This is a genomic window from Sneathiella sp., assembly GCF_029233945.1.
GTDB lineage: Bacteria > Pseudomonadota > Alphaproteobacteria > Sneathiellales > Sneathiellaceae > Sneathiella.
Map to the genome: position 1 here is coordinate 35,146 of NZ_JARGOQ010000017.1, position 22,968 is coordinate 58,113.

The 22,968-nt window shown below is 56.3% G+C and carries 20 protein-coding genes; 11 read left to right on the top strand and 9 right to left on the bottom strand.

All coding sequences use genetic code 11. From position 1 onward, the window contains the following. Positions 1-100 precede the first annotated feature (100 nt). From P1U71_RS07640 to P1U71_RS07670, 7 genes are read left to right on the top strand one after another with little or no spacing between them, the layout of a single operon-like run. Complete coding sequence (locus P1U71_RS07640; protein WP_301104976.1) at positions 101-877, top strand: SDR family NAD(P)-dependent oxidoreductase; 777 nt, start codon at positions 101-103, stop codon at positions 875-877. A 5-nt stretch (positions 878-882) separates the two neighbouring features. Further along, a complete protein-coding gene (locus P1U71_RS07645) occupies positions 883-2,514 on the top strand; it encodes an AMP-binding protein (RefSeq protein ID WP_301104977.1) in 1,632 nt (543 codons plus the stop codon). Then, complete coding sequence (locus P1U71_RS07650; RefSeq protein WP_301104978.1) at positions 2,511-3,260, top strand: enoyl-CoA hydratase/isomerase family protein; 750 nt, start codon at positions 2,511-2,513, stop codon at positions 3,258-3,260. Before P1U71_RS07645 ends, P1U71_RS07650 begins: the two co-directional genes overlap by 4 nt. Before the next feature lie 35 nt (positions 3,261-3,295). Further along, on the top strand, positions 3,296-4,042 hold the full coding sequence (locus tag P1U71_RS07655) for an SDR family NAD(P)-dependent oxidoreductase (RefSeq protein ID WP_301104979.1): 747 nt from the start codon (positions 3,296-3,298) through the stop codon (positions 4,040-4,042). Positions 4,043-4,045: 3 nt separating this feature from the next. After that, the gene (locus tag P1U71_RS07660; protein ID WP_301104980.1) at positions 4,046-5,209 is read left to right on the top strand and encodes an acyl-CoA dehydrogenase family protein; all 1,164 of its coding nucleotides are present in this window, start codon (positions 4,046-4,048) and stop codon (positions 5,207-5,209) included. Between the two features lie 27 nt (positions 5,210-5,236). Then, a complete protein-coding gene (locus P1U71_RS07665) occupies positions 5,237-6,046 on the top strand; it encodes an enoyl-CoA hydratase-related protein (protein WP_301104981.1) in 810 nt (269 codons plus the stop codon). A 24-nt stretch (positions 6,047-6,070) separates the two neighbouring features. Further along, positions 6,071-7,390 (top strand): Rieske 2Fe-2S domain-containing protein, encoded by a 1,320-nt coding sequence (locus P1U71_RS07670; protein WP_301104982.1) that lies wholly within the window; start codon positions 6,071-6,073, stop codon positions 7,388-7,390. A gap of 564 nt (positions 7,391-7,954) precedes the next feature. Here P1U71_RS07670 and P1U71_RS07675 read toward each other — a convergent pair. Beyond that, positions 7,955-8,299: a hypothetical protein gene (locus P1U71_RS07675; protein WP_301104983.1), complete on the bottom strand. Its 345-nt coding sequence runs from the start codon at positions 8,297-8,299 to the stop codon at positions 7,955-7,957. Positions 8,300-8,531: 232 nt separating this feature from the next. Between P1U71_RS07675 and P1U71_RS07680 the strand changes: the two genes are divergently transcribed. After that, entirely contained in the window at positions 8,532-10,508 is a 1,977-nt protein-coding gene (locus P1U71_RS07680) for an AMP-binding protein (RefSeq protein WP_301104984.1), read from the top strand. 98 nt (positions 10,509-10,606) lie between these two features. On the opposite strand, the gene P1U71_RS07685 is transcribed toward P1U71_RS07680, so the two are convergent. The 8 genes from P1U71_RS07685 to P1U71_RS07720 all read right to left on the bottom strand — a co-directional run bounded on the left by P1U71_RS07685 (position 10,607) and on the right by P1U71_RS07720 (position 19,160). Next, positions 10,607-11,329: an ABC transporter ATP-binding protein gene (locus P1U71_RS07685; RefSeq protein ID WP_301104985.1), complete on the bottom strand. Its 723-nt coding sequence runs from the start codon at positions 11,327-11,329 to the stop codon at positions 10,607-10,609. Further along, positions 11,326-12,078, bottom strand: a complete 753-nt coding sequence (locus P1U71_RS07690; protein ID WP_367281144.1) for an ABC transporter ATP-binding protein — start codon at positions 12,076-12,078, stop codon at positions 11,326-11,328. Before P1U71_RS07690 ends, P1U71_RS07685 begins: the two co-directional genes overlap by 4 nt. A 17-nt stretch (positions 12,079-12,095) precedes the next feature. Beyond that, on the bottom strand, positions 12,096-13,031 hold the full coding sequence (locus tag P1U71_RS07695) for a branched-chain amino acid ABC transporter permease (protein WP_301104987.1): 936 nt from the start codon (positions 13,029-13,031) through the stop codon (positions 12,096-12,098). Beyond that, the gene (locus P1U71_RS07700) at positions 13,018-13,902 is read right to left on the bottom strand and encodes a branched-chain amino acid ABC transporter permease (RefSeq protein ID WP_301104988.1); all 885 of its coding nucleotides are present in this window, start codon (positions 13,900-13,902) and stop codon (positions 13,018-13,020) included. Before P1U71_RS07700 ends, P1U71_RS07695 begins: the two co-directional genes overlap by 14 nt. 84 nt (positions 13,903-13,986) lie before the next feature. Further along, entirely contained in the window at positions 13,987-15,174 is a 1,188-nt protein-coding gene (locus P1U71_RS07705; protein WP_301104989.1) for an ABC transporter substrate-binding protein, read from the bottom strand. Between the two features lie 73 nt (positions 15,175-15,247). After that, positions 15,248-16,042 (bottom strand): SDR family NAD(P)-dependent oxidoreductase, encoded by a 795-nt coding sequence (locus tag P1U71_RS07710; protein ID WP_301104990.1) that lies wholly within the window; start codon positions 16,040-16,042, stop codon positions 15,248-15,250. Continuing rightward, positions 16,039-17,589, bottom strand: coding sequence for a class I adenylate-forming enzyme family protein (locus P1U71_RS07715; RefSeq protein WP_301104991.1), 1,551 nt, complete (start codon positions 17,587-17,589; stop codon positions 16,039-16,041). Before P1U71_RS07715 ends, P1U71_RS07710 begins: the two co-directional genes overlap by 4 nt. 254 nt (positions 17,590-17,843) lie before the next feature. Further along, complete coding sequence (locus P1U71_RS07720) at positions 17,844-19,160, bottom strand: TetR/AcrR family transcriptional regulator (protein WP_301104993.1); 1,317 nt, start codon at positions 19,158-19,160, stop codon at positions 17,844-17,846. Positions 19,161-19,274: 114 nt separating this feature from the next. Between P1U71_RS07720 and P1U71_RS07725 the strand changes: the two genes are divergently transcribed. The 3 genes from P1U71_RS07725 to P1U71_RS07735 all read left to right on the top strand — a co-directional run bounded on the left by P1U71_RS07725 (position 19,275) and on the right by P1U71_RS07735 (position 22,734). Then, positions 19,275-20,036 (top strand): glucose 1-dehydrogenase, encoded by a 762-nt coding sequence (locus tag P1U71_RS07725; RefSeq protein WP_301104994.1) that lies wholly within the window; start codon positions 19,275-19,277, stop codon positions 20,034-20,036. A gap of 404 nt (positions 20,037-20,440) precedes the next feature. Beyond that, positions 20,441-21,841 (top strand): hypothetical protein, encoded by a 1,401-nt coding sequence (locus tag P1U71_RS07730; protein ID WP_301104995.1) that lies wholly within the window; start codon positions 20,441-20,443, stop codon positions 21,839-21,841. A 107-nt stretch (positions 21,842-21,948) separates the two neighbouring features. Continuing rightward, positions 21,949-22,734: an SDR family oxidoreductase gene (locus tag P1U71_RS07735; RefSeq protein WP_301104996.1), complete on the top strand. Its 786-nt coding sequence runs from the start codon at positions 21,949-21,951 to the stop codon at positions 22,732-22,734. The last annotated feature ends 234 nt before the right edge of the window (positions 22,735-22,968 follow it).

Here is a 22,968-nt window from a genome sequence, read left to right on the forward strand (position 1 = left end):
TTTTAATATTGGTTCGATTGCCCGTGGGCTTAAGATACAGCCGTATTTGGCTTGATCTCGAAGATGACCGATTTGTAGTTCTGGCGGGTGGAGAATTTGAATGAGAAGTTTAATAACGGGCGCGAGCAAAGGGATTGGACGAGCAGTGGCACTTCGCCTGGCTGTTCCGGGTGCGAAGCTGGCTCTTGGCGCCTCAAGCCATAGCGATGAACTGCAGGAAATAGTCCGAGCAGTTGAATCCAACGGCGCAGAGGCTTTACCGCTGGTCGGAGATTTATCCGACCCTGACGTGCCCGGCAAAATTGCGTCCGAGAGCATAGGGGAGTTTGGGGGGCTTGATACTGTTATCAGCAATGCCGGCATTTCAATTCCGTCCGCGATCGAGGGTATCAAGGTCGAAAACTGGGATCGCGTGTTTGCGGTGAATGTACGGGCGCCGATGTTGCTCGCGCAGTCGGTTCACGGCTCGCTAAAAGAGGCGAAGGGCGCGTTTGTTGCAATTGCCTCAATGTCCGGTGTGCAGCCCTATCCCGGGATGGGCCCTTATAGTTCTTCGAAAGCCGCGTTGATTATGTTTGCCCGGCAACTGGCACTGGAATGGATCGCCGACGGAATCCGCGTTAATACCATATCTCCCGGTCTGTTCAGGACCGCATTGACCGAAAAGGTCTATTCCGACGAAGTCACGAAGAAGCAGCGTGAGGCGATGGTGCCTGCGGGCCGGATTGGCGATCCGGCGGAAGATCTCGCGGGGGTAATTGAATTTTTAATTCAGTCGCGCTCAACCTATATGGTTGGCCAAAATATCGTCGTCGATGGCGGTCTTATTGATTCGATTCAGGCGAAAATCGCTGGTCGGCCTGCGACGAAAGGCTGATCGGTATGAAGTTTCCCTCTCCAAATCCGGCGGTGGCTGAGCGTTATTATACCGAAGCATACTGGCGTTCCGACAGCACCTCCCAGTTGTTCGAAAGCATGGTACAGCATCATCCGGAACGCACAGCGCTGTCGGATGCGGAGGGAAACCTTTTTACCTACCGTGAGTTGCACTCACATGTTGAAAGCGTTGCCGCTTATTTCTCAAATTCAGATATCGGTGAGGAGGATATCGTCACGATTTGCGCCCCGAACTGGTGGCAGACGGTCGTTTGCATTCTGGCCACGCTTCGGATCGGCGCCATCATCAACCCCGTTCCGATGACCTATGGCTGGAAAGATATCAAATATGTCGTGGATACCTGCCAGAGCAAAGCCGTTATTCTCGCCGGAAAGTTCCGGAATACGGATCATACAGCCCATATTGAGGATATTCTCGGGCCCGGTCACGGGGTGAAGATCGTGATCCAGCTCGAAGAAGGCGCGCGGCAGGCCGGTGTGCTGTTTGATACGCTGCTCGGCAAGGGGGAGTGCGCCGTCCCGCTGCCGGCAAAGCCTGATAATGTTGCGGCGATCCTGTTTACATCGGGCACGGAGTCAAAACCAAAGGGCGTTGTCCATACGCATAACACTATTCTGTATGGGGAGCGCTGCTTTGTCGAGACATTGGGGCTAAATCATGAGGATACCTGTTTCATGGCCTCCCCGATTTCACATGCCAGCGGGTTCCTTCATGGCGTAATTCTGACGCTGACGACGGGAGGCCAACTTTCCATCCTCGACGTCTTTACGGCATCGGCGGCGGTGGACCAGATGTTGCGAGACGCAGCGACGTGGACCATGGGCGCAACGCCCTTTCTTGTCGAGACCGCAAATGAGCTGAGGGCCAGAAACGCAACCTTGCCCGCATTACGCTATTTTCTATGTGGCGGGGCACCGGTTCCTGAATCCGTCGTGCGGCATGCCATGGATATTGGCATACAGGTCTTGAGTGTTTACGGGTCGACGGAAAGCCCGCCCCATACGATTGTCTGGCCATCCGATCCGCCAGAAAACGCCTGGACAACCGATGGTCGCGCGGCTGGAGACGGGATAGAAATCAGGATCGTCGATGAAAATGGAAATGAATGCCGTGACGGAGAAATCGGCGAGGAATGGTCCCGAGGTCCCAATACCTTCCTCGGATATCTGAACGCGCCCGACGTCACTGCAAAATCGCTTGATGCTGATGGCTGGTACCATTCTGGCGATCTTGCCTATAAGCGACCGGATGGCTCAATCAGAATATCCGGGCGGATCAAGGATATGATTGTGCGCGGCGGCCAGAATATCGCCGCCCGGGAGGTTGAGGAATTACTCATCCAGATACCGGGCTGTATCGAATGTGCCTTGGTCGGTATCCCCCATGATCGACTGGGTGAGACAGGCGGTGCGGTTCTGGTGATGGAAGCTGGCCGCAAAGTCGGGGTTCAGGAGGTCTATGACCTGCTTGTGACGCAGGGAGTTGCCAAATTCAAGATCCCGGAGCGAGTCGAATGCTGGGATGAACTGCCAAAGACTCCCAGCGGGAAAATTCAGAAATACAAAATACAGAAAATGCTAGCTGAAGACGTGCAAGGCGGGAGAATAGCCGAGTGATAGAAGTTATTGAAAACGCGACCGTCAGCGAGATTGTCATGGGTAATCCTCCAGTTAATGCCATCGACAATAAATTCATGTCCGATTTTCACGCCGCTCTGGATCGCGTCGAAGAGGTCGGAGCGACTGTGATGCTGATCCGTAGTAACCAAAAAGTCTTCTGCGCTGGCGCGGACCTGAAAAGCATACAACAACACTTCCAGACTGATAGCGGCATTGACGATATGATTACCTACGTCCAGTTGATGCATAAGCTGTTTAACCGGCTGGAACAGTTTCCGGCGGTAACGATCGCTGCTATCAACGGCGCGGCACTTGGCGGAGGGCTAGAGCTCGCGCTTAGCTGTGATCTCCGTGTTGCTGCAAGTGAGGCAAAACTAGGTTTGCCCGAGGCACAAGTCGGTATGATTCCTGGCGCCGGCGGTACGCAACGACTGACCCGTCTTTGTGGACCCGGGATTGCCAGCCGGATCATTCTTGGGTGCGAAACCGTTGATGGTGTAGAGGCGGTACGCATTGGCCTTGTCGAGAAGAACTGTCCGCGCGCTGACATCGATATAATAAGCCGGGAATGGGCGGATAGAATAGGCAAGCTGGCTAAGCCCGCACTTCTTGCTTCCAAGGAATGTATTTACGCATATTCCGATAGCGCAATTGACGGATATGCGTTGGAACTCGAAAAACCGAGGATAACAATGCGCTCACAAGAGGCTCAGGACAGGATCGTGGCGTTCTTCAGCAAATGAAAACAATTAGCTCAAAACTAGAAAAAGAGAAAAAAATGGATATTACAGGCAAAATCGCTCTGATTACCGGCGGTGCGTCGGGCATTGGGGCTGCGATCTGCGAAACCTTCGCCAAGGCTGGCGGCCATGTCATTGTTTCCGACATTAATGTTAAGGGGGGCGAAAAGGTTGCCAAATCGATTACAGAGAGCGGCGGTATGGCTTCCTTCCTGCAGCTCGATGTGACTGACGACGCGTCCATCGAGGCGGCGACGGCCAGTATCGAGAAAGAACATGGCAAGCTAGATATCTTCGTGAGCGCGGCCGGTTGGGACATTATCGAACCCTTCATGAAGAACACACCCGAATATTGGGACAAGATCATGGGCCTTAATTTCATGGGGCCGGTCCGTCTGACGCGGGCGGTTATCCCTTTGATGATGGAAGCAGGCGGCGGCAAGATCGTCATGGTCAGCAGTGACGCCGGGCGTGTCGGCAGCTTCGGCGAGACGGTTTATGCGGGCGCCAAGGGCGGCATCATCGCCTTTACGAAATCGCTGGCCCGCGAAATGACCCGGAGCAATATCAATGTCAATTGCATATGCCCCGGTCCAACCGACACTCCTCTGTTTGCGTCGCAGCCGGACAAGCTAAAAACAGCTCTGACCAATGCTATTCCTCTAAAACGCGTCGGCAAGCCAAGTGAAGTCGCTGATGGCGTCCTGTTCTTTGCTTCCCCACGTTCCTCCTTCTGCACTGGCCAGGTTTTGAGCGTCAGCGGCGGCCTGACGATGGTGGATTAAGCCATGCTCGATGAAATCTATTTTGACGAAACCACAAGCGAAATTCGGGAGATGGTGCGACGTCTGGCGGCCGATCATATAACGCCGCTGGCGGAAGAATGCGACGCGGAAGACCGTTTCCCCTCCGAATTACTGCCCATTTTGAGCGAAGCCGGGTTGTTGACCCTGCCGATGCCGGAAGAGTACGGCGGGATCAATGCCAGTGCGCAAGTGTTGTCTGTCGTACTGGAAGAAATGGGCTATGCCTACGCGACGATGGGGCCGGTACTGCTGTCCACCTACTCGCCGCTGAAGATTGTCGCAGAAGCTGGAAAGCCGCATCAGAAAGAGGCCTTCTTCAAATCGATGACTTCAAAACCGTCGATTGCCGCCTTCTGCCTGTCGGAGCCTCATTGCGGGTCCGACGCCCGCGCCATGAAGACCATGGCGGTGAAAAAAGGGGATCAATGGCAGATCAATGGCACCAAACGCTGGATCACGAACGGCGGTGTCGCCGACTGGTATCTGCTGTTCTCACGGACCGGCAAAGGCAAAAATGATTTTGCCGTTTTCGTCGTCCATAAGGATACGAAAGGCCTCAGTTTCGGCAAGCAGGAGAAGAAGATGGGCCTCAAGGGCGGCCCGATCTGCGACGTCATATTTGAAGATGTCCTGGTTCCCGACGAATGCCTGATCGGGGAAGTCGGCGACGGCTGGAAAATTCTCGACGGTGTCGCCAACGCGATGCGTTGCTGGGGCGCGGCCGCCATCACGCTCGGAATCGGTCGGGCGGCTTATGACATTGCCGCCGCCTATGCGAATGAACGCCAGGCCTTCGGGCAATCCATCGCCCGCTTCCAGGGGATCGGCTTTATGCTCGCCGATATGGCGACATCACTACGGGCGTCTCAGCTCCTGGTTCGCGATACGAACTGGCGGGTCGATCGCGAACTCCCGACTGTCAGCTATCAGACGCTCTCGCAGGTCGGCATGGCCAAGATCCAGGCAACCGATACCGCGATGAAGGTCACAACAGATGCCGTGCAGATCCTCGGTGGTTATGGCTATATGCGCGAATATCACGTCGAACGCATGATGCGCGACGCCAAGGCCTTCCAGATACTGGACGGTTCAAACCAGATCCAGCGGCATATTCTCAGCCGTGAGATCGTGAAATCCTTTTCCTAAAAAGCTTAATTCAAAGAAAGAAGAACAATGGATTATACAGACGTAAAATATGAAGTGAGCGAGGGTATCGCCACCATCACCATCGATCGTGAGGATCGCTTTAACTGCTTTCGCGGACGGACCATCGAAGAATTACTGCATGCTTTCAAGCGGGCCTGGGCGGACAAGGGCGCGGCGGTTGTTATCCTGACGGCAGCGGGACAGAAGTCCTTTTGCGTCGGCGGCGATCAGAAGGAAATGAAAGAAAAGGGCACCTATGGCGCCAGCGAAAATGGTCTTTGGGAAATTGATGACTTGCATAATGTTATCCGTGATATTCCAAAGCCGGTCATTGCCGCCGTCAACGGTTACTGCATCGGAGGCGGCCATGTTTTGCATGTGATCTGCGACATCACCATCGCCGCCGAGCATGCGAAATTCGGTCAGGCGGGCCCGAAGGTCGGCTCGTTTGATGCAGGTTGGGGCACAGCTTATCTCGCCCGGACCGTCGGTGAGAAGCGGGCGCGGGAAATCTGGTTCTTCTGCCTGCAATACACGGCGGAACAGGCGCTGGACTGGGGACTGGTCAATAAGGTAGTACCCGCTGACAAGCTGCAAGAAGAGGCGCGGGCCATGGCCCAACATGCCGTGGCATTGAGCCCCGGCGCGCTCAGGTTCTTGAAACATTCTTTTAATGCGGATTCAGCCGCTATCTTCGGTCAGGCAAAAATGGCGGGCGATGGTCTTGCCATGTTTGTGAAATCCGAAGAAGCGCGTGAAGGAAATGCCGCCTTCAATGAAAAGCGGGCACCTGATTTTTCTGCTTTCCGTATTGGTGGAGTGGAATTGTCAAAATAGGATAATCAGAAAAGGGGAGGGAGAATGCTAACTTATGAAGATAACGAAGCTCTTGTCCGGGTTGGTTCGGGCACTGCAATGGGCAACCTGTTCCGTCTGTATTGGATACCCTTCCTGCCTTCCCGCGATCTTGAAATCGACGGGCAGCCACAACGGATTAAACTACTTGGAGAGGATTTGGTCGCCTTTCGGGATTCGGCGGGGAAGGTGGGTCTCGTCGATCACGCCTGTCCGCATCGCGGTGCGCCGATGATGCTGGGGCGCAACGAGGGTTGCGGCCTTCGCTGTGTCTATCATGGCTGGAAATTCGATATTTCGGGCAATGTCCTCGACATGCCAGTTGAGCCTGAGGACAGTCGGTTCAAAAACAAGGTGAAGATCAAGTCATACCCCTGTCAGGAACGAAACGGCATGGTCTGGACCTTTATGGGAGCAGATGCTGATGCTGCTCCACCGTTACCGAACCTCGAATGGAATCTCGTGCCTGAGGAAAATGTCGTCGTGACCTTCCGTGTGCAGGAATGTAACTGGCTCCAGGCGCTGGAAGGTGAAATTGACTCTGCCCATGCACCCATTTTACATGGCCGTGTAGATACAGGTGGATCCATCGATAAATGGGTGGCAACACGGGACTTGCGTCCGACGTTTGAATGCGCAAACCAGGATTTTGGTGTCAGCATTGCCTCGCGCCGGGTTTTTGACGAGGATACTCTTTACTGGCGGGTAAATCAGTTCCTGATGCCTTTTTATACGCTTGTTCCGCCGCAATCCAATTATCCGGAGCTAAGCGGCCATGCCTGGGTGCCGATCGATGACGAAAATACGCTTTGCATCATGTTCTCCTATCACCCAAGTCAACCCATGTACGAGAAGTCGCGAAAACTCTTTACCGAAGGCCACAACGGCCGTGAAACCGGGCACGCCAGCCGCAACGCTTACAAACAGCTGAGCCCGATGACGCCCTATGCCAAATACCGCACCAGATACAATTTCGATAATGGCTATGGCTTCGATTATGAGAGCCAGCAGAAAACTTGGTTTTCAGGATTACCCGGGCTCTGGGTTCAGGACGCAGCGTGCCAGTCTGGGGTTTCGCCGATTTACGATAGAAGCAAGGAACATCTCGGTCTGAGCGATACCGGCATTACGAAGACGCGGCGGTTTTTGCTTGAAAAGCTTCGTGCCTATCGTGATCGTGGTGCCAAGCCGAAACGCATGGCCGATCCAGACCTATATCTGGTCCGGGCAATATCAATTAAACTCGACAAGAACGCTTCTTGGATCGATGAAGGTGGTCCGTTCATGCAGGCCAGGCTCGGCGAAGATTTCGGTTACAAGATTTAAGCAGGACTGCTCGCGCAAAAATATTGGCATTTGGGATAATCGGCGCGAAGAGGTTTCCTTGATAAAATGGTCGCCCCGAAGCTAGATATATTGATTTCTTGCAGGAGTATTATTAGGCGCTTTTAAATTGACAATATGTCCTTCTAAATTAATTTCTTTAAAAGAATATGGAGTTTTGAGCTCCCTGTTCTCGAAAATTATTTCCCTGATAGGAACTTAATTTTCCCTGATAATTTTCTTGCGGAAATTGAAGAAACATTAATAAAAATAGGGAGTTACCTCGGAGACACGGCTGATTTTGGGTCAAAATCGCCAAAAATCCCTGTTTTTTCCCTGTTTAACAGGGAAAATCATAGAGACGGGTTCGCATGAGACTGTTACCTCCACCACTAATCTTGAGGCGAACCTGGCTCCAGTCCAGGTTCGCCTCTGAACCCCGCAGTTCCGGGGCTTTGGCGATATCCAACCGGAACAAAGACGCATCGATCAGAGCAAGTAAGCCGCAATTCGGTATTCGTCTCTGTCGCCCCGTTTCAGGGTCCAGTTCATGGATATAATGTGGGGTTAATCAGGGTAGCCGAGCCGCTTTTTCTGCTCATGCCAGTCCGTTGGCAACGGATTAAGTCTCTTGAGACCTTTGACAATTAGCGTCTCCGGCTGACGGCCATTCAGAATGTCCTCGACAATCTCCAGCGCCAGAAAGGCAAGCGGAAGTACCCGGGTGATCTCCGTATCAAACACCTTTTCCCGTTCGGCAATTTCCTTCACTGATCCGGCTTCCCCTGATGCCAACTGATCAAACCAGAATCTGGCCTGCGCAATCAGCTGGCAAAGATCGGTATCGGGTTTTCGGTATTGGTCAGGATGACCGGCAATCACCAGCTTCGCCTCAACTCCTTTGCGCTGCAAGGTGATGACAACGCCTGTCAGGCCACCTCAAGTGCCCATTCTCAGGCAGTTCCGTCCAGAGAGATTAATCACAATCATGTCAGTTTTTTTGAATAAATTCCCGCTTCGTAAGCGTCTGAAAAACAACAATTTATACTTCAAAAATGTCGAATTTTTCCATTTAAGAGTTTAATATGATAACTCAATCTTCCTTTTCGAAGCATATTTCAATTGCGTTGGAGCGAATAAAAAAATGAATGAACTGTCACGTCAAAGCATCGTCTGGGAACCCGGTGAGGAACTGATCAGGCAAAGCAACCTTGTTGCCTTTATGGCCGAGCATGGCATCGCCGATTATGATACGCTGATGCGGCGCGCCAGTGAAGAGCCGGAATGGTGGTGGAATGTGATTGCCGGGCGGCTCCGTTTCATGAAGCCCTACGAGAAGATCATGGATCTCTCGCGGGGGGTCGAATTTCCCGAATGGTTTGTGGGCGGCACAACCAACATCGTGGAAAATTCGCTGGACCGTCACCGCGGCACCGAAGTCTGGACATCGCCCGCCATTCTTGGCGATTCCGAGGGGGGCGAGACCCGCATCTGGACCTATGAGGAGCTGAGCGCCGAAGTCTCCCGCCTTGCGGCGGGCCTGCAATCGCTCGGCGTGAAGCCCGGCGAGGTGGTAGCCGTCTATATGCCCAATGTGAATGAGGCAGTCGCCGCCCTGCTGGCGGTGCCGAAGATCGGCGCGGTGGTGATGCCGCTGTTCTCCGGCTTCGGGGTGGATGCCATTCTCGCTCGTCTGAATGCGTCGGAGGCGGTTGCGATCCTCACCGTGGATGGAGCAACGCGGCGCGGACAGACCGCGCCGATGAAGGAATTTGCCGATGCAGCGTCCGCCCGCGCGCCGAGTGTCCGCAATGTTGTCTGTCTCCGGCGGACGGGCCACACCGTCACCATGGGCGAGACGGATGTTGACTGGGAGGAGCTATGCAAAGGCCAGCCGACGGACATGCCGAATGCCGAGATGTCGGCGGAAGCGCCCGCGCTGCTGGTCTATACCTCCGGCACATCGGGCCAGCCGAAGGGAACCGTGCATACCCATGGCGGTTTTCCGGCCAAGCTGACGCTCGATCTCGGCTTGATGATGGATATGAAAAGCAGTGACCGGATCATCTGGTTTTCCGATATGGGCTGGCTGGTCGGGCCGCTGCTGGCGTTCGGCGCAACACTGATGGGCGCGTCTTTCGTCCTTGCCGATGGCGCGCCGGACTATCCCGATAGTACGCGCATGTGGCGGCTGATCGAGAAACACCGCGTCACCTTTCTCGGTGTTGCGCCGACGCTGATCCGTGGCTTCATGCATGGCGCCGGGGTGGGGGACAATGACATTTCCTCCATTCGGATTGTCGCCTCCACCGGGGAGCCCTGGACGCCTGATGCCTGGTGGTGGACCTTTGAAAATGTCCTTAAATCAGACGGGCCGATCATCAACTATACGGGCGGCACGGAAATCGGTGGCGGCATTCTGGCCGGTTCCGTCCTGCGCCCCATGAAGGCCTGCGCCTTTTCCGGCCCGGTGCCGGGGATGGGGGCCGATATCGTGGATATGGAGGGGAACCCGGTCGGGCCCGGCAATGTGGGCGAGTTGGTTCTGCGTAATCCTTCCATCGGACTCAGCCGGGGGCTGTGGAAGGATAACGAACGCTTCCTCGACAGCTACTGGCGGGATATTCCCGGCTGCTGGCGTCAGGGCGACTGGGCCGTTCAGGATGAGGAAGGCTTCTGGTTTGTGCTGGGGCGTTCCGATGACACGCTCAAAATCGCGGGTAAGCGCACCGGCCCGTCGGAGATCGAAGCACTTCTGACCGCCACCGGCAAAGTGCGGGAGGCGGCGGCAATTGGCATTCCGGACGAGATCAAGGGCGAAAGCGTCGCCTGCGTGGTGGTGCTGGACAAGGACGCGATGCCCGGCGCAGCCGTCGAGAAGGAGCTGTCCGATGCGGTGATCGCCGGGCTCGGCTATCCCTACCGCCCGAAATTCATCCTGACCGTTGCTGATCTGCCCAAGACGCGCAACATGAAGGTGATGCGGCGGCTGGTGCGCGCGGTCTGCCTCGGCAAGCCTTTGGGCGATACATCGTCGCTCGTCAATCCGAAGGCGCTGGACGCCATATCGGAGGCCGCAGTTCAGAGCGGGCATATGGTAAGGACAGAAGAAAATTCATAGTTTCATGTGTAGTCTGTGGGATATCGTCACGTTGCCTTGTGGTAAATACAGAATTACGTGATGAATATATTCAAGTCCTCTGAAGCTGAAATTTCCGGTCAGAGGCCCAGATACGCCTCCCGCACCTTGTCGTTCTGGATGAGTTCCTGCCCTTTGCCGGTCAGGGTGATCTTGCCGTTTTCCAGTACATAGGCCTGATCGGCGAGTTCCAGCGCCATATGCGCATTCTGCTCGACCAGCAGGATGTCCACGCCATTGCGGGAGATGGTCTGGATGATATTGCCGATCGTCTCCACGATGGTCGGCGCCAGCCCGATGGAGGGTTCATCGAGCATGAGGAGCTTAGGCGAGGCCATCAGGGCGCGCCCGACGGCGAGCATCTGCTGCTGTCCGCCGCTTAAGGAATTTGCCGGCATGCTCAGGCGATCCTTCAGGACCGGAAAATAGTCGAGAACGGTTTCCATATCTTTCTGGATGGCGTCCTTATCCGTCCGGATATAGGCCCCGGACATCAGGTTGTCGCGGATGCTCATCGTTGGAAACAGCCGACGCCCTTCCGGGACGAGGGTCAGCCCCTTGGAGACCGTCTGGGCGGGCGACAGGCCCGTGATATCATCTCCCTGAAAGTCGATCTTCCCCTTTGCCGGGGTCAGCAGGCCTGCTACCGCCTTCATCAGCGTCGTTTTCCCCGCGCCGTTTGCGCCGATAATCGTTGTGATCTGGCCCTGCTTCACCGACAGGCTCACCCCTTCGAGCGCGGGAACCCCGCCATAGCTCACATAGAGGTCGTCGATGGATAAAATGTCATTCGATTGGTTCATTTTTTATGTCCAAGATAGGCTTCAATGACAAGTTCGTTCTGGCTGACTTCTTCCGGCGTGCCTGCGGCAAGAAGTCGCCCGTGATTGAGTACCAGGATCCTGTCGCAAATCCGCATGACGGCCCGCATGTTATGCTCCACAAGCAGGATGGTTATTCCCAGTTTGCTGCGGATCATTTCGAACAGGTCCAGCGCGGCGCTGACCTCCACCCCCTGAAGCCCGGTGAGGGGCTCGTCAAGGCACAGCACCTTCGGTTCCGCAGCAAGGGCGATGGCAATGCTCAGCATGCGCTGCAAGCCGTGCGGCAGGCTACCCGCCGGGACATCAAGATAGTTTTCAAGACCCGTCAGACCCGCTATTTTTCGCATTTTTTCCTGCCGCGCTGCGGTGGTTTTCAGGCGGTGTGTCGTTGCGATAATGATATTGTCCGCGACCGACATTTCGCTGAGCAGGCTTTCATGTTGAAAGGTCCGGATCAGACCCTTGCGGCTGATATAGGTGGCGTTCTTGCTGGTAATATTCTCATCCAGAAAGAATAGCTGACCCGAAGTCGGCGGCATGAAGCCGCTGATCAGATTGAAGGTTGTGCTCTTGCCGGCACCGTTGGGACCGATAAGACCCAGTATTTCGCCTTCCCTGAGTTCGAAACTGAAATCCGCAACGGCCGTCAGGCCGCCGAATTTACGTTCAAGCCGCTCAGCCTTTAACAGAACTTTTCCTGCGGCGGTGCCAGTGTCAGAAGAATGCATGGTTGTCTCGCTACTGGTCAATGCGGATCCCTCCTCACGGTTGAGCTACCTATGAAACCTTTGCCGAGCCCGATGATCCCTCCGGGCATGAGGAGCAGGACGCCAATGATAATGGCGCCGTAGAAAATATTCTCATAGGGCCCAAAGCTGTGTAGGAATTGTCCAGCCAGCGTCAGGGTAGCCGCCCCGATAATGGGGCCAATGATATGGCCTTCGCCGCCAATCTTGACATAAGCGAGGGCGAGAACCGCAACGAAGAAGGTAAAGTCCGCTGGGGCGATAACGCTGTTCGTATAGGCATGTACCCCGCCCGCAAGACCCACCGCCGTGGAGGCGATAACAAAACAGAGGATTTTGAGTCCGATGACATTGAGCCCGACGGAGCGGGGAATATCCTCATTGTTCTGGATGGCTTTGAACACCCGTCCGAGATTGGACCGTTCCGTCAAATACAGGCCGAACAGGATCGCCGCCAGGAGGGTAATCGCAATGGCCGGATAATAGTCGTTCAGCACCATCGGCGGGAACATGCCGATCATGCCGGAATTGCCGCCGAGGAATTCTGACTTTGTATAGAACAGCCGGACGATTTCGGTGAAGGCAAAGGAGATCAGCAGGAAATAGGGGCCCTTGGTCCGGAGGGTGATCCAGCCGAACAGCGCGCTGACGAGGCCGGCAATGACCGGCGCGGCAAGCAGCGAGATGAAAAAAGGCAAGTCATAGATGGTGGACGCCACCGCCGTCGCATAGGCACCGATGCCGAAGAAGGCGGCCGTCGCGATATTCAGCTCGCCGATCAGCAGCACGAAGCGGAGCGTTACCGCCAGCACGGCATTGGCAAAGACCCAGATGACGACCTGTACATAGTAGGGATCGCCGCTAAAAAGAGCAAAGCAGATCGCGGCAAGGGCGATCAGAATGCAAAGGGCAAGCCCCGGATTACTTCTCAGCATGACCTAAAATCCCCTGTGGACGGACAATAAGCAGAACAACGACCAGAACAAACATGGCAAGCGTTGCCGTGGACGGGTCGAAATAATAGCCGCCGAAACTTTCAATCAGGGCAATTAGAAGCCCCCCGAGAATGGCCCCGAGGACGCTGCCGAGCCCGCCGATAATGATGATGATGAAGGCTTTGACGAGAAAGTCGTCGCCGATCACGGTGGTCACGGGTGTGACGGTCGCCATCAGCGCCCCGGCACAGGCGGCCAGCGTCGCGCCGATGAGAAACCCGTAAAGCGCGACCCGACGGAACGGGATGCCTTGCAGCATCGCCGCTTCCTGATCCTCGGCAACGGCGCGTAGGCTGAGTCCGAGCTTTGTCCGGTGGACGAGAATATAAAGACCCAGCGTAATGACGCTTGCGACGATCATCAGCACCAGTCTCTGGAGGGTGAGGCTGGCGCCGAGAAAGGAGACATTGCCGGGGATGACATCGGGAATGGAGCGCGGCACGCCGCCATAGAGGATCAAGAAAGTGCCGTTCAGCAGCAGCAGTAGTCCGATCGACAGGATGAAGGAGCCGTTGAGATCTTTGAGGAAATACTGGAATCCGAAGATATAAACGACAAAACCGATGAGACAGACAACCACAAGCGCCAGGAAAAACGCCAGCAGGTAGGAAAACCAGATGGACAATCCCATCGTGCCGACGCCCCAGATCATCACTGAGGAGACAATGAGCGCCGCCGCGGTGAAAAAGGTACCATGGGCGAAATTGACGATTTTCATAACGCCGAAAATCAGGGTCAGTCCAAGCGCAAACAGCACATAAACCGAGCCGATCTGCAACGTGTTCATAAGAAGCTGTACTTGTAGTTCCATTGATATGGTCCGGTCATTGCAGGGCCAGATTGAGGATACGCCAGCTTTTGGAATCTGGCTGGCGTATCACTTTTTTCTTCGGTTTTACTTAAGGCGTTCTTTAAGCTCTTCCGGAGCAACGCGCCCGACTTCCACGGCCTTTCCGTCCTTGACCTGCGTGATCATGACCGGGATCAGGATCTGCTGCGGCGAGCCATAGACATTCGTGCCGCCAAAAGCAGCCGGGCCGTAGGAGGATTCAAAAATAATTGTCGGCAGGGTTTCAGCGACCTTTTTCGGGTCGATGCTGTCCGCTGTCTCAATCGCCTTTTTCAGCGCCATGACCGCGTCATAGCTTGAAATAGTGATGCCGTTCAAGGATTCGCCCAGCTTGGCGATGGCGCCTTCGTTCAGCTTGCGCTGGGTTTCGCTGGCGGAATCGCCCTGGAAGTCGGCGGAAGCGCCGAGATAAGTGCCTTCAGCCGCGCCGCCTGCCATCTTGCTCAGCGTGCCGGCCGAGGTGCCCGGCGCCACAATCTTGACACCGTTCCAGCCCAGCACGTCCAGCGCCTTCATGATGGAGCCGACATCCGCAGGAGGAGCCGCACCGAAGTCAACGCCATCGGGCTTGCTGTTGGCGATTTTTGTCGCGATGGATTGAAATTCGGTTGTGCCCCGCTCGTACCGATCCGTGGAAACGACTTCAACGCCGAGATCATTCCAGGATTTGACGGCCACAGGCTCCACTTCCTGACCAGTCGCATCGTTGGGAGTGATCATCGCGACCGTCTTCAGTTCGGGATGCTGTTCCTTGATGTAGCCGAAGAAGGGCGCGAGAATTTCAAACGGGGTGTTCATCTGCGTAAAGGTGAGCGGATAGTCCGGCCCCTTGATGCTCTTGCCCCAGCCCGTATTGAACAGCAGCACGCCCTGGCGCTCGGATAGAGCCTGCGTTGCGCGCACGGGCGCCGTGCCAATGCTGCCGACGATGAATTTGATTTTTTCACGGTTCAGCATGGTCTGGGCCGTCTTGGCGCCTTCGGCGGCGTTGTACTTGTTGTCATAGGCATGCAGTTCCAGCATGTAGGTCTTGCCGCCGGCCTTGATGCCGCCTTCGGAATTGACCTTTTCGACCGCCTGCTCCGCCGCATATTCAAAGCCAAGGCCCCAGGCCGCTGCGGCACCCGACATCGGGGCGGAAACGCCGACCTTTAGGGTCTCGTCGGCAAATGCTGTCTGTGCACTGAACAGGGCAAGAAGCGCCCCGCTTGTAATGCCTATAATCTTCTTCATTGACATGATTTTCTCCCTTTATTGAATGTGGTACTTTGGTTTTTTACTTTTTTGGTTCCATGTGGGCCTGATGTTACAGGTTTGCAGGTATCCCCCCCGAAACAGGCAGTGACACGCCTGTAATGAAGTCTGAATCCGGGCCGACAAGAAAACTGACGGCGGCGGCAATATCTTCCGGACGGCCCAGCCGTTTCAGCAGCGACCGGTTGGTGTAGTCCGCCACCATCTGCGGCGCGGCATTGTTGATGACGGATGTCTGGATCAGCCCCGGAACGATGCAGTTGACCCGCACGGACGGGGCCAGCTCGATTGCCAGCGAACGGGTGAGGGACGACACAGCGGCCTTTGCCGCGGCATATTCCGGCTGGTCTCCGTCCCCGGCGAAGGTCACGGAGGAAATATTGACAATCGCGCCTTTTTTGCGCGCAATCATGCCCGGCGCGGTGGCCTGCACCATCCAGAACAGCGGCTTCAGATTGAGGGCGAAGGTGCTGTCGAAGCGTTCCTCGCTCATCCCGAGAATGGGGGTCACCAACTCGCCGCCGCGGATGCCGCCCACAACATTGACTAGAATAGAGACCGGGCCCAGCGCGTCCGCGATCTCGGCAATGGCGGCGTTGGTTTCCTGCTCGTCGGTGGCGTTCGCCCGCGCCGTCTGAATTTGGGTGTCCGGATGCCGTGTCTGGATGTCTTCTGCTGTCGCGACAACGCGACGACCCGAAATGTCTATCAGGCCGAGAGCCGCCCCGTCCGCCGCCAGCCGGTCGGCAATGGCCGCGCCCATTGGACCGCCCGCACCGCTGATAAGGGCAACGGCACCGGCAAGCGGAAGCCCGCGATTTGCGGAAGACGATTGCTCTGTTATCACTGAACCTCTCTCAATTTTCTCTGGCCTTCTGTGTGCCAGTCTCTAAGGGTGCGTTTCAAAATCTTGTTGGACGGGCCGAGGGGCATCTCGTCAACGGTATAGACGCGGCGCGGGGATTTGTAGGCGGACAGGTTCTTGCGGCAATAGGCGATGATTTCCGTCGCATCCAGCGTGTGCCCGGCGTGCGGGATGACGACGGCCACGGGAATTTCGCTCTTGTCTTTGTCCGGCAGGCCGATGACGGCGCAGATGCGAATATCGGGATGCTGGTACAGCAGGTCCTCGACTTCCAGCGGATAGATGTTATAGCCGCCGGAAATGATGACATCCTTCTTCCGGTCCACGATGAACAGATGGCCGTCTTCATCAAGATATCCGAGATCGCCGCTGAGCCAGCCTTGCGGCGTGAAGCTGGCGGCTGTGGTCTCGGCATCGCCCCAGTAGCCCGCGCCGATGGTATCACCGGAAATTCGCACTTCGCCGATGTCGCCGCGCGGCAGTTCCGCGCCGTTATCATCGACAATGCTAATGCGGGAGCCGCCGATGGGCACTCCGGCGGAGCCGCGTTTGCGCACGCCGAACAGGGGCTCGCCCGTCACATAGCCCGTGCTTTCCGTGGCGCCGTATATTTGCAGCAGCGGCACGCCCATTTTCTCTTCAAACTGCTGCATGACGTTCGGCGCTACCGGCGATCCGCCCGTCACGCAGGTCTTCAGCGAGCTGAGATCGTGTCTTGCGGGATCGAAATCGCGCAGCAGATACAGATACATGGTCGGCGATCCGGCAAGATAGGTCACTTTTTCGCGAGTGATGGTTTCCAGCACGGCGTCGGTGTCCCAGCGTTCCATCTGGATCATTTTCGCGCCCGAAAAAATCGCCCCGTTCATCATGCAGGTGGCGCCGAAATTGTTGAACAGCGGCAGCGCGCAAAGAAAGACTTCCTGCGCCCATAAAAGCCCGCCATGCACCGCCATATCGCGCAGCGTCGTATACTGGCTGAGTTGTGTCTGCGTTGCGCCCTTGGGCTCCCCCGTAGTGCCGGAGGTGAAAAACAAGGCAACGACATCGTCAGCCTTGAAATCCGGTAACGAATAGGTCGTGTCGGCGCGATCCATTAGCGCCTCCACATCAACGGCGCCGTCCGCCGCGCCGCCGGTTACGAAGATTGTCTCCAGCTTGCCGGTTTCCTGCCGCACCTGAAGGGCGAAGGGCAGTGTCTCCGGGCTGGTGAGGATCAGCTTCATATCCGTCCGCGAGACGGTGGCGCTGACTTCCCGCGCGCGGTTCATGCCGCTGATGGGATTGGCGATGGCGCCGACTTTCTGGCACGCCCAGTAACCGAGGGCCATTTCCGGGCGGCTCGGCAGATACAGCCCGATCGCGTCCCCGGCCTTTGCACCCTTCGCCTTGAACACATTCGCGAGCTGCGACGTTCTCGCATCAAATTCGGCAAAGGTCAGTGTTTGCCCTTCGAAACTGATGAAAATCTGGTTCCCAACAAGGTGCGAAGTATTTTCCAAACATTGCGCCAAAGACGTAACTGTCACTTATTATCCTCCCGTTTTTCCCGATGTTGGCGCATCAGGGAGCGCGTTATTTTTTGTTCAGTCTATGCACAAGGACTAATATCAGTCAACGGTTTTGAACATTTGTTAGTTTTTTTTGTGAGGTGATGCCGCGCGGTGGCTAGATCATGATTTGCAGAAGGGCGGAGGGCGCCCTGTGGCGCGGATTTTCATAAGCGCGGCGCGCGGGTGAAGGGAGGGGATGGGACGAAAAGTAGCCCTTGCGGGCGGAACCGTTACGGGGTCATGCCCCCATTATGGGCAATGCCGTTCAACAGCAAGGACTGTTGCAAGGCGATCATTTCCTGCAGGCTGTAGTAGCCGTCCTGCCCGCCCTTTTCCGGGTCGAACCATTCGACGGTCCAATTCAGTGCGCCAATCATGAACAGCCGAAGGGGAACGACCTTGATATCGCTGCGGATGATCCGGTTTTCCTGCGCGTTTTTCAGGCAGGCATCCCAGGCTGCGGCATATTTCAGGCGGACAGGGCGATGCCGTTGGCGTATCTCCTGAGACAGCTGCCCGTACATGCGGATATTGGCGGAGGTGAATTCGCTACGGGCAAACAGAACCCGCATATGCGCATTGATAGCGGCGGCGATCTGCCAACTGCTGTCGGGGTAGCCTGCAATGTCGTATAAGATTCGCGAGACCCCATTCGCCATTTCCCGCAAGCCCCGGTCGAGCACCGCATCAAGCAAATGCTCCTTGGATTTGAAATGGTAATAGATGCTGCCCGCTTCCATTTTTGCCTCGGCTGCGATACGACGGAGCGTCGAGGCACTGTAGCCATTTGCCCGCATGACTTTCGCTGCGGAGGACAGGATATGCATCCGGGTTCTCGCCACCTTGCTGTCGGCCAGCTCGATCAGCCCATCGTCCAGGAAGTCCATTTCCTCAACCGGGAAGGGATGCTTTCTGGTTTCCACCAGCATGCCGTCGAGGATCAGCGTCGCAACGCCTTCGGATAGGGCGCTGACTGGATAATGCGAGGCATAGAACCATTCCCCCATCCAGTTCAGCGCGCCCAGCAGAAAGTGCCGCAGCGGCGCGACCTTGATGTCGGATCGGATTTGCTTCTCCCGGAGGGCCTTCTGCAGCAACTCCTCCCACAGCTCCGCATAGGCCATACGCAACGGGCGGTGACGCTCACGCATATGCAGGGGGAGCATGGAAAAGTTGCGGATGTTGGCGGAGGTGAAATCGTTTTCCTTGAGTAGATAGACCAGATGGTAATGCAGCATCCGGACAAAGGTCTCGCGAAAGTCGCAGCCCTCCGCCTCACAGGTTTTCCCTGCCTCCCGGACGGCGTGGTAGAGCTGGCGCAGCCCCTTGTCGAGAACCGCGTCGAAAATCTCTTCTTTCGAGGCGAAATGATAGTAGATGCTGCCCGCCTCGACGCCGGCGGCGTCGGCGATCCGGCGCAGGGTGGACGGTCCGTAGCCTGAAGCCCGGAATTGTTTTGCCGCTGCCGTCAAAATAGTAAAACGGGTTCTATCCGACTTTTTTGCCGCTGCATCCGGCGATACGGTTATGTGCGGTGTCACATTCATGACTTTTAATTCCTTCTTGACAGGAGATTGTCAAGCAATGTAATTCGAACAAATGTTTGATTTTAGCAGGCAAACAGGCAGAATTCAATATAAACGGGTATGGGAGAAGGCGAAATGCGTGGACTTGCGGGAAAACATGTCATCGTAACCGGCAGCGGGAGCGGCATTGGACGTGAGATCGCCCGACGTTTTGCCGAAGAGGGGGCGGTTGTCGCCCTGTTCGATATGAATGCCGATGGCGCCGCCGAAACTCTTGGAATGATTGAGGAAAATGGCGGCCACGGCACCGTTTACGCCGTTGATATCACTGATCGTGAGGCGGTCAATCGCGCGGTGGTCGCGGCGGAGAAGGTCGCGTCCATTGACGTTCTGGTCAATAATGCGGGCTGGGACAAGATGGTCAATTTCCTAGATTCGGACGTGGATCTGTGGAAAAAAGTCATTGATATAAATTTCTACGGTGCGCTGTATATGCACCATGCGGTTCTTCCCGGAATGGTGAAAAACGGTGGTGGCCGGGTCATCAATATCAGCTCCGATGCGGGCCGTGTCGGCTCCTCGGGCGAGGCTGTCTATTCTGCCTGCAAGGGCGGGCTGATCGCCTTCACCAAGACCGTTGCGCGAGAGCTGGCCCGGGCCGGTGTTCAGCTCAATACGGTCTGTCCGGGGCCGACGGACACACCGCTGTTCGCCAGCGTCGCCGAAGGTCCCTCAGCGGACAAGATTACCGAGGGACTGAAACGGGCGATCCCAATGAAACGGCTGGCCCAGCCGTCGGATTTTCCGGGCATCGTCTGCTTTCTGGCGTCGGATGACGCGGGCTTCATTACGGGCCAGACCATATCGGTCTCCGGTGGCCTGACCATGCATGGCTAGGCACGAGAGGGGCAGGCGAGAAGCGGAAAGAGGCCTCGCCGCCTGTCGGCTATTTGTCTTGTCACGCTTTCTAACGTGAGTTAGAATTTCTCGACACAGGGAATAATTCGCCCCGGAAGCAGTGGGTGGAATACGGGTTCTTTGCGGGAGGTAAGGGGCACTGCCGGTCGGGAGAGGCGGCTTTTTTGTCCCGGCATAAGGCAACCCGTCTTTAGGATCCCGGCAGAGGATCTGCGGCGAACCCGGAGATCAGAAAAAGGGAGGTCCGGCGGATCGGTTCTATAAGATAAAAACGAGACATAAAAATCCGTTCCGGAACTTTCGCGAATCATTAGAAGAAATTTCCGGGTTCGCGAGACTTCAGGGAAAATCATAAAACTCCAGCGATGCAAAAAGGAAAAAAAATGGCTTCCAGGGAATATAATATGCAATACCGCCGGGCGGATGCGGCGGGCAAAAAAGGCGACACCTGCTGGCATCCCATCGAGGTGATGCCGCTTGACGAGGTCAGAAAGTTGCAGGAACGTAAGCTGGTCGAGCAGATGGCCTATCTCAAGGAACGCTCCCCCTTTTACCAGAAAAAATTTGCCGATGCGGGGGTCTCTTTCGACGAGATCTGCACCATCGAGGATTTGCAGAAGCTGCCCTTCACCTACAAGACTGAAATTCGCGAAAGCCTCAATGCGAATCCGCCGTTCGGGCATCATCTTGCCGCTGACCGCAAGGATATTGTGCAGATGCAGGCCTCCTCCGGCACCACAGGCAGCCCGTCTTATGTGGCCCTGACGGAGAATGATGCGGAAATGTGGCATGAGATGAATGCGCGCTGCTTCTTCGCCAGTGGCATCCGGCCGGGCGATATGTCGCTGCATGGATTCGCGCTGGCGAAGGGCTTCGTCGGCGGCGTGCCGATTACCCAGTCGATGCAGTATATGGGTGTTGTCGATATTCCGATAGGAGCGGATGGCGGGGCAGACCGCCTGCTGCGCGCGGCGGCGGATTTACGGCCCCGCGTCCTCGCTGCGGCGCCGAATTTCGCGGTATTTCTGGGAGAAAAAGCGCCGGATATTCTAGGTGTCGAGGCGAAAACGCTCGGCGTTGAAGTGGTTCTCGTGGGGGGGGAGCCCGGCGGCGGTATTCCCGCCATCCGGCAACGGATTGAGGAAGTCTGGGGCGCGAAATGCTGCGAAATGCTGGGCGGCACCGACATGGCGGTCGCCTACTGGGGCGAGTGTGAGGAACAGTCCGGCATGCATATGGTCGGCATGGATTACATCATCACCGAACTGCTCGACCCCGAAAGCGGCAAGGTCATTCCCTTCACCGATGGCGCGGAAGGGGAGCTGATCTATACCGCGATTGGGCGCGAGGCGAACCCGCTCGTCCGTTTCCGTTCCGGTGATCATGTGGAGGTGCGGGGCACCAGTTGCGCCTGTGGCCGGACAGGTCCGAAAGTGCGCTGCATCGGCCGCACGGACGACATGCTGATCATCCGCGGGGCGAATGTGTTCCCCTCGGCCATCCAGAGTGTGATCACCGATATGGTGCCGGAGACCAACGGCGTCATGCGCGTCCTCGCGGATTTCGAAGGGCATACCTCGCAAGGCGCGCTCAAGGTCCTTGTCGAGCGGGGGCGGGGCCGCTCCGCTGATCAGGACGCCGCGCTCAAAAAGTCGATCGAGACGCATTTACGCAATTCGCTCGCCTTCAAGGCAGATGTCCGCATCGTCGATTCGGATACCTTCGAAAAGCCGGGGGCGGTGAAGGTCGCGCTGACCCTGCGGGAGTATCCGGACCTGCCGTGAGGCAGGGCATGAGTGACATGCTTGAATGAGAAAACGGCGGCTCTCTGGTGGGAAGCAGCATGGGAGAACCGTCATGACGCGACGCAGAAAAAACAGGGATTAGGAAAATGGATCTGGGGCTTAAGGGAAAACGGGTATTGATCACGGGCGCATCGCAAGGCATTGGCGAAGGTCTGGCGGAAGTGTTCGCGGAAGAGGGGGCAGACTTGTTTCTGGCAGCCCGGCAGGAGGATCGCCTGAAAGCCATTGCTAAACGCGTGACGGAGGCGCATGGCGTCAAGGCGGAATATTTTCCGGCCGATTTTACGAAAAAAGGGGACATCGACAAGCTGCATGCCGCCGCCGGTGACATCGACATTCTGGTTAATAATGCCGGGGCCATACCGGGCGGAGATCTGTGGCAGGTCGGGGTCGATGACTGGCGCCCGGGCTGGGACGTCAAGGTGATGGGATATATCGACATGACCCGGCTCTTCTACGCCAGCATGAAGGCGCGCGGGCATGGCGTGATCCTCAACAATATCGGTAATGGCGGCGAGAATTTCGATTTCCGCTATATCGCGGGGACCACGGGGAATGCGGCGCTGATGGCCTTCACCAAGGCGATGGGCGGGCACAGCCTGGCGGATAATATCCGCGTTGTTGGCGTCAATCCGGGACCGGTTGCCACCACGCGCATCGACAAGATCATGAAAGCTCGCGCGAAAGAGCGTTGGGGCGACGAAAACCGCTATGGCGAGCTATTGGCTAATTACCCGCGTGGGCGGGCGGCGACGGTGCGTGAGATCGCCGATCTGTTCGCCTTTCTGGCGTCAGATCGGTCCAGCTATACTTCGGGTGTGATCTTCACTGTAGATGGCGGCATCACATCGAATATGTCCATCGGCGGATAAGGCGGATGGTCGGCAATTCGCGGGCCTTCCGTAAGGTGATTCGCGGGTTTACGCGTCATGTTCTGGATTGACATTCGGGGTGCCTGCGCATTAATCTAACACTTGTTAGGAAATCGAATGAAGAGAAAGCAAGCCTGACGCCGGGAGTATATCAGCTTTGACGAAGACATTGTTATGGTGGGAAGCGCGCCAGTGCGGGAACACCAGTCGCGCTGATGGTCTCCTGAAAATACC

Coding starts and splice junctions, on each gene's coding strand:
- P1U71_RS07690 (WP_367281144.1), bottom strand. CDS start 12,078: ATGCATTCTTCTGACACTGGCACCGCCGCAGGAAAAGTTCTGTTAAAG.
- P1U71_RS07705 (WP_301104989.1), bottom strand. CDS start 15,174: ATGAAGAAGATTATAGGCATTACAAGCGGGGCGCTTCTTGCCCTGTTC.
- P1U71_RS07730 (WP_301104995.1), top strand. CDS start 20,441: ATGGCTTCCAGGGAATATAATATGCAATACCGCCGGGCGGATGCGGCG.
- P1U71_RS07660 (WP_301104980.1), top strand. CDS start 4,046: ATGCTCGATGAAATCTATTTTGACGAAACCACAAGCGAAATTCGGGAG.
- P1U71_RS07645 (WP_301104977.1), top strand. CDS start 883: ATGAAGTTTCCCTCTCCAAATCCGGCGGTGGCTGAGCGTTATTATACC.
- P1U71_RS07680 (WP_301104984.1), top strand. CDS start 8,532: ATGAATGAACTGTCACGTCAAAGCATCGTCTGGGAACCCGGTGAGGAA.
- P1U71_RS07655 (WP_301104979.1), top strand. CDS start 3,296: ATGGATATTACAGGCAAAATCGCTCTGATTACCGGCGGTGCGTCGGGC.
- P1U71_RS07735 (WP_301104996.1), top strand. CDS start 21,949: ATGGATCTGGGGCTTAAGGGAAAACGGGTATTGATCACGGGCGCATCG.
- P1U71_RS07720 (WP_301104993.1), bottom strand. CDS start 19,160: ATGAATGTGACACCGCACATAACCGTATCGCCGGATGCAGCGGCAAAA.
- P1U71_RS07695 (WP_301104987.1), bottom strand. CDS start 13,031: ATGCTGAGAAGTAATCCGGGGCTTGCCCTTTGCATTCTGATCGCCCTT.
- P1U71_RS07670 (WP_301104982.1), top strand. CDS start 6,071: ATGCTAACTTATGAAGATAACGAAGCTCTTGTCCGGGTTGGTTCGGGC.
- P1U71_RS07685 (WP_301104985.1), bottom strand. CDS start 11,329: ATGAACCAATCGAATGACATTTTATCCATCGACGACCTCTATGTGAGC.
- P1U71_RS07700 (WP_301104988.1), bottom strand. CDS start 13,902: ATGGAACTACAAGTACAGCTTCTTATGAACACGTTGCAGATCGGCTCG.
- P1U71_RS07725 (WP_301104994.1), top strand. CDS start 19,275: ATGCGTGGACTTGCGGGAAAACATGTCATCGTAACCGGCAGCGGGAGC.
- P1U71_RS07665 (WP_301104981.1), top strand. CDS start 5,237: ATGGATTATACAGACGTAAAATATGAAGTGAGCGAGGGTATCGCCACC.
- P1U71_RS07640 (WP_301104976.1), top strand. CDS start 101: ATGAGAAGTTTAATAACGGGCGCGAGCAAAGGGATTGGACGAGCAGTG.